This window comes from Acinetobacter sp. 24-47-39 (genome assembly GCF_056783825.1).
This window is the reverse complement of the sequence record NZ_JBWYIP010000001.1, coordinates 411,758-426,063: the sequence shown is the minus strand read 5'-3', so window position 1 is coordinate 426,063 and position 14,306 is coordinate 411,758. Positions and strand designations below refer to the sequence as shown.

Genomic DNA, 14,306 nt, shown 5'->3' with positions numbered 1-14,306 from the left:
AGCTTTTTATTATGCTTTTTAAGCACGCTGTTCAATTGGTACAACTTTGCGTAATTCAGGTCCTGTGTAATCTGCACTTGGTCGAATAATACGGTTGTCCGCACGCTGCTCCATCACATGTGCCGCCCATCCTGTTACACGAGACATCACAAAAATTGGCGTGAATAGCTTCGTTGGTATACCCATAAAGTGATAAGCAGAAGCATGGAAGAAATCAGCATTACAGAATAATTTTTTCTCTCGCCACATGACTTCTTCACAACGTACTGATACTGGATATAAAACTGTATCTCCTACATCTTTGGCCAAGCGTTCAGACCATACCTTAATAATCCCATTACGTGGATCATTGTCTTTGTAAATTGCATGACCGAAGCCCATGATTTTTTCTTTGCGTTCAAGCATACCCAGCATTTCACGCTCAGCTTCTTCAGGAGAGCTCCACTGCTCAATCATATCCATTGCCGCTTCATTTGCACCACCATGCAGTGGACCACGCAATGAGCCAATCGCACCTGTAATGCACGAATGTAAATCTGATAACGTCGAAGCACACACGCGCGCCGTAAACGTAGAAGCGTTAAATTCATGCTCCGCATAGAGAATCAATGAAACATTCATGACTTGTTCATGCAATTCATTAGGTTTTTCGCCACGCAATAAATGCAAGAATTGAGCACCAATTGAATCGTCATCAGTACTTTCTTCGATACGAACACCATCATGGCTATATCGATACCAATAACAAATAATGGCTGGCAATGTTGCCAAAATACGATCAGCTACATCTTGCTGCTCACCAAAGGACTGTTCTGTTTCTAAGTTACCCAACATAGAAACACCAGTACGCATAACATCCATAGGATGTGAGTCTGCTGGGATACGCTCAAGCACTTCTTTTAGTGCTTGTGGTAATGCTCTCAGTGATTTTAGTTTTGCTTTATAGTCCGCAAGTTGTTGCGCCGTAGGTAGTTCACCAAAGAAAATTAAATATGCAACTTCTTCAAATTGGCAGTTTTCCGCCAAATCCTGAACATCATAACCACGATATGTTAAGCCTGCACCACTTTTCCCAACGGTTGAAAGTGCTGTTTTACCTGCGACTTGTCCACGCAATCCTGCGCCAGTCAATACTTTTCCTTCAGCCATTTTTTTATTTCTCCTGAGTGAATAGCTTATCTAGTGTGTTTTCGAAAGTATGATAATCAAGGAACTCGTATAATTCTTTTCGTTGTTGCATTTTATCAATAACATTCACTTGCGTGCCATCTTTACGAATTGAATGCATTACTTCTAATGCTGCTTTCTGCATCGCACGTGTCGCAGACAATGGGTATAACACCATTGAAATCCCCTGTTCTGCTAGCTCTTCGGTTGTATAATAAGGGGTATCACCAAATTCAGTGATATTCGCTAGCACAGGCACACCTACAGCATCACAGACTGTTTTATACATCGTTATATCAGTCATCGCTTCCGCAAAAATAGCATCAGCTCCAGCTTCAACACATGCACATGCACGATCAATGACGGCTTGAAGCCCTTCTTTTTGCAGCGCATCCGTACGTGCCATGACCACAAAATTAGAATCAGTTTTTGCATCAACAGCAGCCTTAATACGGTCTACCATTTCTTGTTGTGACACAATTTCTTTATTCGGACGATGTCCGCAGCGTTTTTGCGCAACTTGGTCTTCAATATGAACAGCAGCAGCTCCAGCTGCGATCATTTGCTTGATACTTCGTGCAATATTAAACGCACCACCCCAACCTGTATCAATATCCACAAGTAAAGGTGTATCTACACGTTCAGTGATACGACGAACATCTTCAAGCACATTATCTAAACTCGTCATTCCCAAATCAGGAAGACCATAGGAATAGTTTGCAACACCTGCGCCCGATAGATAAATTGCTTTATAGCCAACTTGTTTTGCCATCATTGCTGCATATGCATTTACAGTTCCGATGATTTGTAATGGCTTTTCCACTTCTAATGCTTGTCTAAATCTTAAGCCTGCAGACGATTGTTCTGTCATATTCCTTTCCACAGTGTTTACTATAATTATCGAGTTTTTAGTATATCTATAAATTTAGTTTGATATATGACCGTTTAGTATTTTTGCTCTAAAACTTTAGTCATATAAAAGTGAATTGTCATTCATTTTTTGATTTTGTTATTATTTAGAGTGACAGGCGTTAAGTGCTTTAATTTGTTATACTCCATCTTCAAATTCATTTTCACTATTGTTACTGCATGCAACATCCATTTCCACATATTGAAACTTCTGGTTGTGATATGCCCCATACTCGCCGTGGTCAAGAACGACGTTTAGCATTATTGCTAAGCGCCAATACGCTATTCTTGGAACGTGGCTACGATGCTGTGTCTTTGGATGATATTGTTCAACATGCTGGAGGCTCCAAAGCATCTATCTATAAATATTTTGGCGGTAAAGAAGGGCTTTTTACTGCAATATGTGATTATCGTCGTGAACTCTTTTTTAAAGATATCTGTGTTGCATATGATCCAGAACATGGCGATTTTAGATCTTATCTGATACATACATTACTTAACTTTCATCGCCACATTAAAAAAGAAGATCACACTGCCTTTATGCGTCTCGTGATTGAGCAATCCCAAAAAAATCCAGAACTTGCTCTTTATTTGCACGAAAAAGGCCCTAAACATATCCAGTTAGCGATCGCAAATGCATTAGAAAATGCGCATAAACTTGGCGTGTTAAAATGTGAAAATCCTTTATTTTCTGCTCAATTATATTTTGGAATCTTAAGAAATTTAGAATGGAAAATTTTAATGGGGATACCAGAACTTGAAACCGATCAAGAAACCATCGAATACATCAGCTATTCTGTCGATCGCTTCCTAGATGGGCACCAAAAAGTCTAGTTTTTTTGCAATTCTCTTTACATATAGTATATTAGTCGATTCTCGTTTTTTTCATCAACCAACAATTATTGGTCGTCTCACTCACTATTTTGACGAAACAATGATTGTGGAGTAACCATGGCTCTACGACATTTTCTTACTTTACGTGACCTTTCAACTGCAGAATTAAATCGCATTATTGATCGTGCTATAGAATTAAAACGCATGCAGCATAATCATGAAGTCTACCAACCCTTTGTTGGTAAAGTAATGGGAATGATTTTTGAAAAATCGAGCACACGTACCCGTGTTTCTTTTGAAGCTGGTATGACCCAATTTGGTGGTAGTGCAATTTTCCTTTCGTCCCGGGATACACAATTAGGTCGCGGCGAACCGATTGAAGATTCAGCTCGCGTTATTTCAAGTATGCTTGATATTGTAATGATTCGTACTTTTGGCCACGATATTGTCACTCGTTTTGCAGAATATTCTAAAGTCCCAGTTATTAATGCACTGACCGATGATCACCACCCTTGCCAATTGCTTGCTGATGTTCAAACATTCGTAGAACACCGTGGCTCAATCCAAGGCAAAACCGTTGCGTGGATTGGTGATGGTAATAATATGTGTAACTCATATATCGAAGCTGCACATATGTGGGGCTTTAAACTCAAGATTGCATCACCAAAAGGTTATAAACCAAAACCTGAATTTCTCTCTGAATTCGCGCACTGCGCCGAAGTTGTAGACTCTGCTGAAGATGCTGCAGTGAATGCTGACCTTATCGTTACTGATGTTTGGGCCAGCATGGGACAAGAAGAAGAGCAAAAAATTCGTGAAAAAGCTTTTGCTGATTTTCAAGTCAATGAACGTCTAATGGATCTTGCTCATCCAGACTGTTTATTTATGCACTGTTTGCCAGCCCATCGCGGTGAAGAAATTTCAGAAAATATGCTCGATCATAAAAATGCTGTGGTATGGGATGAAGCTGAAAACCGCCTTCACGCTCAAAAAGCACTTGTTGAGTTCCTCATCAATGAAAGCTTAAAAAAAGATTAATTTCATCCACTAAAAAAGCACCCTCGGGTGCTTTTTTATTTTCTAAATCTTAATGATCATCTTTTAAATATTTAGGTTCTTTGGGAAGTTGCCAACTACAAAAGAAACATACGATTAAAATAATGATCACGTAAATAAAAAATGAATTTTCAATTCCTGCGGCCTTAAACTGTAAGGCAACAGAAGGTGCAGAACCACCAAATACAGCATTACCTATCGCATAAGAGAAACCTACACCCAACGCACGAACATGCGGAGGAAACATTTCAGCTTTTACAATTCCACCAATAGAGGTATACAAACTAAGCAATAGCATAAGGAAAATCAGAAGCATCGCGACAATGAATGGAGTTTCGCTGAAATATCTCATCCCGATTGCCATGACTGGGTAGATAAATATAGCCATTAGACCACTAAATAACAGCATAGAATTTCTGCGACCAATACGATCTGATAATGCACCAAAGAATGGTTGTGCCACCATGAGTACAAAAATACAGGCTGTCATCATCAACCCTACCGTTTTAGGATCTATTCCAATGTTGGTAAGGTAAGTTTTTGAGTAAACTGTAATCACATAGAAACTAAGAGAGCCTGCTGAAGTATAACCAACTACCAAAAGGAAAGTTTTCCAGTGATTTTTAAAAAGCTCACGAAGTGTACCAGAATCTTCTTTGTCACTTTCATCACTGGATAAAGTCTCTTCTAATCTACTTCTCGCTAATAAAGATAAAATTGCTGCAACACCACCAATAATAAATGGAATTCGCCATCCCCCATCATAAAGCTGCTGTTCAGACATAAAAGCTAAGAATATTACACCCAATAAACTTGCAAGGAGTTGACCACCCGTGAGCGTTACGTATTGAAATGATGAAAAAAAGCCACGTTGACCTTTTAAACCCAATTCACTCATATAAGTCGCCACAGCACCATATTCACCACCAACGGATAAGCCTTGAAGCAGTCGAACCATTAATAATAAAAACGGTGCAGCCATACCCACTTGCTCATACGTTGGTAACGCTGCAAACATGAAAGAACTTATAGCCATCAATATAATTGAGATGACCATTGATTTTTTTCGACCGTGTTTATCTGCAATTCGACCAAAAAGCCAACTACCGATAGGTCTCATAAAAAAGCTTGCTGCAAATACACCCCACACATAGATGGCTTGGGTAGAACTATCCATATCTGGCGCAGTTAAAGCTTGGGTAAAATATACAGCAAATACTGCATATATATAAAAATCAAACCATTCAACTAAATTACCAGAAGCTGCACCAATAATTCCTTTGATACGGCTGGTTTTTTCTTGCTTGGAATATATTGTAGACAAATGAAAAATCCTTATTCTAATTACATCGTTTATTGTCGAATAATGATGAAACTCTGTGTATTTCAAAATTTCAGGCAGAAAATATATGCCTATTTCATGCCAATTTAAAAAGCCTTTATGTAAATTTTATTAAATAGGCTTATAAATTTTTCTCAAATATATTTAAGGTCGATTTATTATTAATTTAATTAAAACAGACTTCCTCCTATGACAACTCACCGAATAAAGCCTTGTGGCTGTAAAATGATAATCAGCGCCCCGAAAACAACCACTCCGCCACCAATGATATCCCATTTAGTAAGATCCATTTGATCCACAAACTTTAACCACAACAATGCCGAACAAATATAAATACCTCCATATGCAGCATATATTCGACCTGATGCTGCTGGATGCAAAGTCAATAACCACACAAAAGCAGCGAGTGCGACAGTAGTAGGTAGCCACAACCAATGCGAACGCCCTTGATTTAGGATCAAATATGGAAAGTAACACCCTAATATTTCCATCAGTGCTGTTAGAAAAAATAAAGCTGTCGTAGATATTACTTTTGTAACTTGTATGTCCATACTTTCATCCAAAAATTAAAGCCCGTTTAAATAAACGGGCTTTAGTACAATTAATAACACACTAGGCTGGTTCAGCTGCAGAATCTTCAAATACTTCCAACTTTAATCCAACAGCTTTGCCATCTTCTTTTTTAACTGTTACTGCTACATTACCGCCGTTTTCAGCCAACTCACCAAATAAAATCATTTCGGCAAGCGGCTTTTTCAAATGCTCTTGAATCAAACGCTGCATTGGACGAGCACCCATCAGACGATCATAACCATTTTCACTTAACCAATCTCGTGCTGACTGATCTACCTCTAAAACAACTTTTTTGTCATCAAGTTGAGCTTGAAGTTCTGTAAGGAATTTATCTACCACAGAATCGATTACTGTCGTAGGTAGAGCTTTAAATTGAATAACCCCATCTAAGCGGTTTCTAAACTCTGGTGTAAATGCCTTCTTCATTGCTTCCTGATTATCACGACTATTATCTTGCTCTGTAAAACCAATACTTGTACGGGAAATACTTTCAGCGCCAATATTCGTTGTTAACACAATAATGACATTTCTGAAGTCTGACTTACGACCATTATTATCGGTTAATGAACCATGATCCATGACTTGCAGCAATAAATTAAACACATCAGGATGTGCCTTTTCAATCTCATCCAATAACAATACACAATGTGGATTTTTATGGATTGCGTCAGTCAGTAAACCACCTTGATCAAAACCAACATAACCTGGAGGTGCACCAATCAAACGTGAAACCGCATGACGTTCCATATATTCAGACATATCAAATCTGACTAATTCAACACCGAGCAGTTTTGCAAGTTGTTTTGTCACCTCGGTTTTACCCACACCAGTAGGTCCTGCAAATACGAAACTACCAACTGGCTTATCTGGTGCTTTAAGCCCAGCTCGTGACAACTTAATTGCAGAGGATAATGCGGTAATCGCCTCATCTTGACCAAATACAACTCGTTTAAGATCACGCTCTAAGTGCTCAAGCACAGATTTATCATCTTTGGACACAGTTTTAGGTGGAATTCGTGCAATTTTCGAAACAATATCTTCAACATTTTCAACTGTAATCAAAGTGTTATCTTGATCAGCTTTCAAACGTCGTTGTGCCCCTGCTTCATCTATTACGTCAATCGCTTTATCTGGGAGGAAGCGATCATTGATAAATTTAGCCGATAACTCAACTGCAGAAACAAGAGCTGCATCATCATATTGAACTTTATGAAATTCTTCGAATTTAGACTTGAGTCCACGAAGAATATCAATTGTTTCATTAATTGATGGCTCATTAACATCAATCTTTTGGAAACGGCGTGATAATGCATGATCTTTTTCAAAAACTTGACGATATTCTTGAAACGTTGTTGAACCAATGCAACGTAAAGTACCATTTGCCAATGCAGGTTTGATTAAATTCGATGCATCCATAGTGCTACCCATACTTGAGCCTGCACCAATGATCATATGAATTTCATCAATAAACAAAATTGCTTCTGGCTTCTTCTTTAGGGCATTTAACAATTGCTTTAATCGTTTCTCAAAGTCACCACGGTATTTTGTACCTGCAACAAGTGCACCGATATCTAAACTATAGATTTCCGCATTCAGAAGTGGCTTTGGTGCTTTATTGTTAACAATCAGCCAAGCCAAACCTTCTGCTATGGATGTTTTACCCACACCTGGATCACCCACCAAAAGCGGATTGTTTTTACGACGTCGACATAGAATTTGAGCTGCACGCTCAATTTCCTTTTCACGACCAATCAAAGGATCAGTTTTACCCTTTAAAGCTTCTGCGTTGAGATTTAAAGTATAAAGCTCTAATGGACCTGCATTTGCTGAAGCTGAGTTTTCACCCTCTAAGTCATCCGTTTCTTCTTCAGCTGGAACATCTTCCTTACGCGCACCATGTGAAAGATATTGAGTTAAAGTAAGACGATTGATTTGGTGACGTTTTAGCAAATAAACCGCAAATGAATCTCGTTCTGAGTACATTGCAACCAGTACATCTGCACCCTCAACTGTCCGATCTCCACCACTAGACTGAACATGGAAAATTGCACGTTGTAATATACGATCAAAGCTTTCTGTAGGATGAGGCGCTTGTTCAGCATTATCGCCTAATTTAGGCGTATGTTGCTCTACATACTCTTCAAGCTCTTTACGTAAACTGACAATTTCTGCACCGCAGGCTTTTAGTGCATTCACTGCAGAATCATTATCTAAAAGTGCGAGTAACAAATGTTCAACTGTAAGAAACTCATGTCTCTTTTGACGAGCCATGCTAACAGCCAAACGCAGTGATACTTCTAATTGACGACTGAGCATGTGATCCCCTTATTCTTGTGGCTCGATCTGGCAAAGCAATGGATGACTTTGAGAGCGCGCATAATTGTTAACTTGATTCGCCTTGGTTTCAGCAATGTCTCTAGGATAGACACCTGCGATACCTTTTCCTTGATAATGTACTGTTAGCATTACTTCGGTAGCTTGGTCAAGATTCAATGCAAAGTATTGTTGTAAAATTTCAATTACAAAATCCATTGGCGTGTAATCATCATTCAACAATACCACATTGTATAAGGGAGGTCGCTTAAATTGCGGTGGTGCTGTTGCTACAGCTAAATCGCCATCGGCTTCATCATTTTGTGCATCACTCAATCGTGGATTGAAGTGCCAATCCACTAATCCAGATTGTTGAAATGATAATTTAATGTCATTTAGACATTTATGACGTTTATTACTTCGCATAGCACTCTATAATCTATTATTGAGAATTTGCCGCAGCTTGCGGTACTTCAGCTGCAAAGGCAGCGGTTGATTCGATTGCTTCACCACGTTGCCAACTAAAGCGCTTAGTTTGAGCACTTGAGCCTTTCACACGGATTTCAATAAATTGGGGCGTAAAGCCTTTTGGCATCGTCCAACGACCAGTTAATCGCTGATAATGGTCGAAACTGAATGATTTTTCTGAAATTGGAACAACTAAAACTTCCGTACCTTGAATTAATCTGATTTCAATTTCACCAGATGCTTTACGTTTATTCGGGCTGACTTGAACTAAATCAACCTGATATTCATATACATTTTCTGGAAGCGACTTAACAGCTAAATTTTGCACTGTTAAACTCAATCCACCACGTTGTCTCAGCACTTCTCGGAAAATCGCACTCTGACCTTCAATTTGAAGTTTTTCAGCGTTGGCTTGATTTAATGCAGCATACATATCGTTTGAGTTAGTTACAGCAACATCACGTTCTTGAACTGAGGTATTTAATTTCTTATTCAGCTCAGATAATTCTTTTTTTTGTTTTTCGACAACTTCAACCAATTGTTCCGCGTCAGCATCATAACCAACTACAGTTAGACCTTGACGATGACCAACCGTATAGCCCAGAAGTAAACTGCCTGCACATAAGATGATTCCACCCGCCATAAGGGGTTTATTCGATTGAAAAAAACCGATATTTTTTTCATCTTTATGCTGTGACGTATTATTTGATTCTGAGTTTTGCATCGTCATCTCTAATTTATAAAATCAAAACACACATTTAACTGCAAAGTTAAATGTGTGTGAAGTCAAAAAAGGTTTTTTATGGTAATAAACCAATCACGTTAAGGCCTGCATTTTCCGCAAATCCAAACATTAAATTCATGTTTTGAACAGCTTGTCCTGCTGCACCTTTCACCAAGTTATCTTGGGCAACTAAAATGACTAACTTTGTTGGTTGTGGTTTATACAACGCAATACGTAAATCATTTGATCCACGAACAGAACGAGTTTCTGGTGAACTTCCTGCCGGCATAACATCAACAAACTGCTCGTTTTGGTAGAACTGTTCGTAAATTACTTGCAAATCGGCTTGCTGACCTGCTTCTGTTAAGTCGATATATATTGTAGATAACATGCCACGAATCATCGGCACCAAATGCGGAACAAAAAGGATATTGTCAAATACACCTTTCTGTCCCGATATATTTTCAAGCGCTTCAACAATTTCAGGATGATGGCGATGCCCTGCAACACCGTAGGCTTTGAAGTTATCAGCATTTTCAGTATAGATCATGCCTAAACTTGCTTTGCGTCCAGCTCCAGATACACCAGATTTTGCATCAATAATAATACTTTCAGGTTTTACCAATACTTCTGAAGATCTCAGTACAGGCGCCAAACCAATTTGAACTGTCGTTGGATAACAACCAGGATTACCAATCACTTGAGCTTGTTTAATTTTTTCACGATTGAGCTCAGAAAGCCCATACACTGAATTTTTAAGTAGATCTGGACAAGCATGCTCCATACCGTACCATTTTTCAAATTGCGCTAAATCCTGCAAACGAAAGTCAGCGGCTAAATCGATTACTTTTGTATTCGCTGCTACTAATTCTTCAGCGTGTTTCATCGCTACACCATGTGGTGTCGCAAAAAACACAACATCGCAAGACTTTAATAAATCTAAGCTTAAATCTGAAAACTCTAGATCGGTATGACCACGTAAACTTGGAAACATATCATCGACACGACGACCAGCCTCAGTACGAGAAGTCAGTGCTTTCACTTGAACATTTGGGTGTCGCAGCAAAAGACGCAAAAGTTCAACGCCTGTATATCCTGTACCACCAACAATACCAACTGAAATCACGATATCTACCTCTAAATGACTGTATTCGTTACAGGCAGTAGTATGACAGGAACTTGTGACTTTCTGAACCCTTTCATATGGGAATGCTGTTATTTTATAAGTTTAATAATTTAGATGGCTCTGTTAAGCATCTAATAAAGTCTATCATGTGACTTCATTGATTTACCTGCCAACTCAAATAGCATAAATACAGTGCAAATATAAACCCTGGGAGAGCAAGAAATACGATCGGATCCTGTTTCACAACAAAAGGAGTTACTCCCCATACCGAACATAACCCTCCACTCACGGAAAGCAATTTAGAAATCTTTTTTTTGATTTATCTATAAAATTGCCATGATCAATAATATCAACCACGCTATAGCCCCGCCAAAAAGCGATAAATAGTTCGTCCAATGAAAGTGAATAGGATTACTCGGGTTCAGTAGAATATACATGAGGATGCTATAAAGCATTAAAGCAGGCACAGACAAAATTAGAATCAAAAAAACACACACTAATTCGTCTTATGAGCATATTAGAGACAAACTAACCAAACAGAGCAATCATGATAGCCAAAATTTAGAATACCAGTCGCCAGATCAGACTAATTGACTAGCGCTAAACAATTGATTTTTTAATATCGACAAAGCAATCCCAGCATAATAATTAATTATGCATCCACCAATATGGCAACGGCGTTATTTTTAATTTTTTTCGGTTAAGTTTAAAATCTGGATCATACTTCGCCACTTCCGCCCAAAACTGAGCACTATGATCAAAATGCTTTGTATGTGCTAATTCATGCACACAAACATAGCGTGTTATTTCCTGAGGAAAAAGCACCAAAGCACTATTCAACATAATGTCATGACGTGCTGTACAACTTCCCCACCGCGTTTTTGGCTGACGAATCTTACAGCCATGATAAGCTAAACCACACTGATCAGATACTTGAGCCAGATATACAGGCAGATGCTGTTTAGCATAATCAATAACAAAGGCTTTTAAATATTGTTGAGGCTGACGATCACTCACACTCAGCTCATTCATCACTGAATCAAACTTATAGTTGAATTTCTGCTGAATATATTGAATTTTAATAGAATTTTCTAAATTAAATAACTGTAAAGATAAAGGTAAAACGCGATCAATCTGTTGAATTTTACTTTGTTGTGCCTGCCAAGTTTGAACGATCCAAGCTTCTGAATCTTGAACAAACTGTTGTATTTGTTTATGGGTACAAAACCATGGCGCAGTCACACAAATTGACGTTCCATCTATACGTAGACGTAGTCTTTTCGATCGAATACTTTTGGTGATTTCAATATCAGGAAGGTCGGATAAAGTCATTGTTATTCTTTAATTATTAAATCCCCACCCCCCCTTTAAGAAAGGGGGAAGAAAAGCCCTTCTATTTAAAAGAGGGAGTTTGGGGAGACCAGCTCGTCAAGGAGTTAAAATTAAACTGCTGTACGCTCTTCAATACCATTGTTGGTCGCAACAATCGCAATGTCTGCTTTATTCAAAGCAAAGATACCGTTGCATACCACACCAGGAATATCATTCAATGTTTTTTCAAGCTCAAGTGCATTTAAGATATTTAAGTTATGCACGTCTAAAATCACGTTACCATTGTCGGTCACTACACCTTCACGGTACGCTGGGTCGCCACCTAAAGAGACAATTTTACGTGCAACAGCAGAACGTGCCATTGGAATCACCTCAACAGGAAGTGGAAAATCACGCCCCAACTGATCTACCCATTTAGAATCATCTACGATACAGACGAATTTTTTTGCAATCGATGCCACGATTTTTTCACGTGTCAATGCCGCACCACCACCTTTGATCATGTGCATATGACGATCAATCTCATCTGCACCATCTACATATGCATCAAGACCACCCACTGAGTTCATATCTACCACTTCAATACCCAGCTTCTTCAAACGCTGCGCAGTCGCTTCCGAACTTGCAACTGCAGCTTCTAATTGAAGTTCAGGAAGTAAATCAATCAAAAAGTTAACAGTACTGCCTGTGCCTACGCCTAAAATGCCCCCTTTCGGTAAGTGTTTTAAAGCTGCTTGTGCTGCTGCTTGTTTTTTCTCATCTTGGGTTGCATATAGACTCATGACTTCACTCAACTAATTTGGACTTTTGCAGTTATTTTAAACCGCTAAGCCTTATGGTTTGTTACAATAAGCGCCTATTTTAAACTGTTAGATGGAAAATTAACATGCTGTCTCGTTTGGTTCGACAAATTTTACAAGCAACGGTATACGACGTTGCTATCGAAACCCCACTCGAAGCGGCACCACGAATTAGTGAACGTCTTAATAATAATATTCGTTTTAAACGTGAAGACCTACAACCCGTATTCTCTTTCAAACTCCGCGGTGCCTACAACAGAATCAGCCAACTTCCTAAAGCTCAACTAGAACGAGGTGTCATTACCGCTTCTGCTGGTAACCATGCTCAAGGTGTAGCTCTCTCAGGAAAAAAATTAGGAATTCGCGCGATTATTGTGATGCCTAAGACAACACCAGACATTAAAGTCCAAGCAGTAAAGCGCTTAGGTGGCGAGGTCGTACTTCATGGTGATTCTTTTGACATCGCAAATAAATACGCAATTCAACGTGCGCAAGATGAAGGAATGACTTTTATTCCGCCTTATGACGATGAACTCGTTATGGCTGGTCAAGGTACAATTGCCAATGAAATTTTACGTCAATGGCGAGATGTGGATTATGTATTCGTTGCCGTTGGGGGTGGCGGTTTGATTGCAGGTGTTGCTGCTTACCTTGGTGATGTTGCACCGCATGTAAAAGTTATTCCTGTGGAATATGATGAGTCAGCTTGTTTAAAAGCCGCTTTAGAAGCAAATGAACGTGTGATTCTGCCTTCAGTTGGTTTATTCGCGGATGGTACAGCCGTGGCGCAAATCGGTGAAAAACCTTTTGAAGTGATTCGTCTGCAAAAATCTGACAATTCAGGTCCAATCGTAGAACCAGAAGTTGTTCTTGTGAATACTGATGAAATATGCGCAGCAATTAAAGACACCTATGATGAATGCCGTAGTATTGTTGAGCCGTCAGGTGCGATGGCACTTGCAGGGATTAAAAAATATGTGGCTGAGCACGGCTTAGAAGGTAAAAACATCGTTTCAATTGTATGCGGTGCAAATATGAACTTTGACCGTTTACGTTATATTGCAGAACGAACTGAATTAGGTGAACGTAAAGAAGCTATTTTTGCTGTCACGATTCCTGAACAAAAAGGTGCATTCCTCAATTTCTGTCGTGCCCTTCAAGGTCGAAATATTACTGAATTCAACTACCGTGCAAGTAGTGCGACTGCAGCGCAAGTATTTGTTGGAATTAGTTTAAAAAGCGGCGAAAAAGAACGTCAAGAAATATTCGAGACATTAAAGTTTCAGTATGATGTGGATGACTTATCTGACGATGAAGTTGCCAAATTACATATTCGCTACCTGATCGGTGGTCATGCTGATATTGAAAATGAACGTTTATTCCGCGTTGAATTTCCTGAACGTCCAGGTGCATTATTAACATTCTTGGAACGTCTTGGTCCAACGCATAACATTACCCTGTTCCATTATCGTAATCATGGTGCGGCTGAAGGTCGTGTATTGGTTGGACTCGAAGCTGAAGATGCACAACAAAACCCTGATGGTTTAGTTGAAACGTTAGAAAGTATCAATTATCCATACGAAGAAATTACCAATAATCTTGGTTATCAACGTTTCCTCAAATAAAATCAATACAGCCTGTCATTTTGACAGGCTTTTTTAA

At 39.0% G+C, this 14,306-nt stretch carries 13 protein-coding genes; 3 read left to right on the top strand and 10 right to left on the bottom strand.

All coding sequences use genetic code 11. The features are described from left to right. Nucleotides 1-18: 18 nt before the first annotated feature. Nucleotides 19-1,149: a bifunctional 2-methylcitrate synthase/citrate synthase gene (prpC, locus tag AC1M9C_RS02025; RefSeq protein WP_035263678.1), complete on the bottom strand. Its 1,131-nt coding sequence runs from the start codon at nucleotides 1,147-1,149 to the stop codon at nucleotides 19-21. 4 nt (nucleotides 1,150-1,153) lie between these two features. Next, complete coding sequence (gene prpB, locus AC1M9C_RS02020; protein WP_035263679.1) at nucleotides 1,154-2,038, bottom strand: methylisocitrate lyase; 885 nt, start codon at nucleotides 2,036-2,038, stop codon at nucleotides 1,154-1,156. 218 nt (nucleotides 2,039-2,256) lie between these two features. Here prpB and AC1M9C_RS02015 point away from each other — a divergent pair, with 218 nt between their 5' ends. After that, nucleotides 2,257-2,910, top strand: a complete 654-nt coding sequence (locus AC1M9C_RS02015) for a TetR/AcrR family transcriptional regulator (RefSeq protein WP_481953125.1) — start codon at nucleotides 2,257-2,259, stop codon at nucleotides 2,908-2,910. 117 nt (nucleotides 2,911-3,027) lie between these two features. Continuing rightward, nucleotides 3,028-3,948 (top strand): ornithine carbamoyltransferase, encoded by a 921-nt coding sequence (gene argF, locus AC1M9C_RS02010; protein ID WP_035263683.1) that lies wholly within the window; start codon nucleotides 3,028-3,030, stop codon nucleotides 3,946-3,948. Nucleotides 3,949-3,997: 49 nt separating this feature from the next. On the opposite strand, the gene AC1M9C_RS02005 is transcribed toward argF, so the two are convergent. The 8 genes from AC1M9C_RS02005 to rpiA form a co-directional block, all read right to left on the bottom strand. Continuing rightward, nucleotides 3,998-5,290, bottom strand: a complete 1,293-nt coding sequence (locus AC1M9C_RS02005; RefSeq protein WP_035263684.1) for an MFS transporter — start codon at nucleotides 5,288-5,290, stop codon at nucleotides 3,998-4,000. Nucleotides 5,291-5,505: 215 nt separating this feature from the next. Then, nucleotides 5,506-5,859 carry a YnfA family protein gene (locus tag AC1M9C_RS02000; RefSeq protein ID WP_481953124.1) on the bottom strand — a complete coding sequence of 118 codons (354 nt, stop codon included), beginning with the start codon at nucleotides 5,857-5,859 and terminating at the stop codon, nucleotides 5,506-5,508. Between the two features lie 61 nt (nucleotides 5,860-5,920). Further along, nucleotides 5,921-8,197 carry an ATP-dependent Clp protease ATP-binding subunit ClpA gene (gene clpA / locus AC1M9C_RS01995; RefSeq protein ID WP_481953123.1) on the bottom strand — a complete coding sequence of 759 codons (2,277 nt, stop codon included), beginning with the start codon at nucleotides 8,195-8,197 and terminating at the stop codon, nucleotides 5,921-5,923. A 9-nt stretch (nucleotides 8,198-8,206) separates the two neighbouring features. Then, entirely contained in the window at nucleotides 8,207-8,620 is a 414-nt protein-coding gene (gene clpS, locus AC1M9C_RS01990) for an ATP-dependent Clp protease adapter ClpS (protein ID WP_035263688.1), read from the bottom strand. 16 nt (nucleotides 8,621-8,636) lie between these two features. Then, nucleotides 8,637-9,386: a DUF6776 family protein gene (locus AC1M9C_RS01985; RefSeq protein WP_481953122.1), complete on the bottom strand. Its 750-nt coding sequence runs from the start codon at nucleotides 9,384-9,386 to the stop codon at nucleotides 8,637-8,639. Nucleotides 9,387-9,462: 76 nt separating this feature from the next. Continuing rightward, on the bottom strand, nucleotides 9,463-10,512 hold the full coding sequence (gene argC, locus AC1M9C_RS01980; RefSeq protein WP_481589944.1) for an N-acetyl-gamma-glutamyl-phosphate reductase: 1,050 nt from the start codon (nucleotides 10,510-10,512) through the stop codon (nucleotides 9,463-9,465). A gap of 648 nt (nucleotides 10,513-11,160) precedes the next feature. Next, nucleotides 11,161-11,844: a M48 family metallopeptidase gene (locus tag AC1M9C_RS01975; RefSeq protein WP_481953121.1), complete on the bottom strand. Its 684-nt coding sequence runs from the start codon at nucleotides 11,842-11,844 to the stop codon at nucleotides 11,161-11,163. A 110-nt stretch (nucleotides 11,845-11,954) separates the two neighbouring features. Further along, nucleotides 11,955-12,626 carry a ribose-5-phosphate isomerase RpiA gene (rpiA, locus tag AC1M9C_RS01970; RefSeq protein WP_035263693.1) on the bottom strand — a complete coding sequence of 224 codons (672 nt, stop codon included), beginning with the start codon at nucleotides 12,624-12,626 and terminating at the stop codon, nucleotides 11,955-11,957. A 104-nt stretch (nucleotides 12,627-12,730) separates the two neighbouring features. Between rpiA and ilvA the strand changes: the two genes are divergently transcribed. Continuing rightward, nucleotides 12,731-14,269 carry a threonine ammonia-lyase, biosynthetic gene (gene ilvA, locus AC1M9C_RS01965; RefSeq protein WP_481953120.1) on the top strand — a complete coding sequence of 513 codons (1,539 nt, stop codon included), beginning with the start codon at nucleotides 12,731-12,733 and terminating at the stop codon, nucleotides 14,267-14,269. The last annotated feature ends 37 nt before the right edge of the window (nucleotides 14,270-14,306 follow it).

What these genes read in the sequence shown, in the direction of transcription:
- AC1M9C_RS01975 (WP_481953121.1), bottom strand. Translation starts at nt 11,844, where the DNA reads ATGACTTTATCCGACCTTCCTGATATTGAAATCACCAAAAGTATTCGA.
- clpA (WP_481953123.1), bottom strand. Translation starts at nt 8,197, where the DNA reads ATGCTCAGTCGTCAATTAGAAGTATCACTGCGTTTGGCTGTTAGCATG.
- clpS (WP_035263688.1), bottom strand. Translation starts at nt 8,620, where the DNA reads ATGCGAAGTAATAAACGTCATAAATGTCTAAATGACATTAAATTATCA.
- argF (WP_035263683.1), top strand. Translation starts at nt 3,028, where the DNA reads ATGGCTCTACGACATTTTCTTACTTTACGTGACCTTTCAACTGCAGAA.
- ilvA (WP_481953120.1), top strand. Translation starts at nt 12,731, where the DNA reads ATGCTGTCTCGTTTGGTTCGACAAATTTTACAAGCAACGGTATACGAC.
- AC1M9C_RS02015 (WP_481953125.1), top strand. Translation starts at nt 2,257, where the DNA reads ATGCAACATCCATTTCCACATATTGAAACTTCTGGTTGTGATATGCCC.
- prpC (WP_035263678.1), bottom strand. Translation starts at nt 1,149, where the DNA reads ATGGCTGAAGGAAAAGTATTGACTGGCGCAGGATTGCGTGGACAAGTC.
- prpB (WP_035263679.1), bottom strand. Translation starts at nt 2,038, where the DNA reads ATGACAGAACAATCGTCTGCAGGCTTAAGATTTAGACAAGCATTAGAA.
- rpiA (WP_035263693.1), bottom strand. Translation starts at nt 12,626, where the DNA reads ATGAGTCTATATGCAACCCAAGATGAGAAAAAACAAGCAGCAGCACAA.
- AC1M9C_RS01985 (WP_481953122.1), bottom strand. Translation starts at nt 9,386, where the DNA reads ATGCAAAACTCAGAATCAAATAATACGTCACAGCATAAAGATGAAAAA.
- AC1M9C_RS02000 (WP_481953124.1), bottom strand. Translation starts at nt 5,859, where the DNA reads ATGGACATACAAGTTACAAAAGTAATATCTACGACAGCTTTATTTTTT.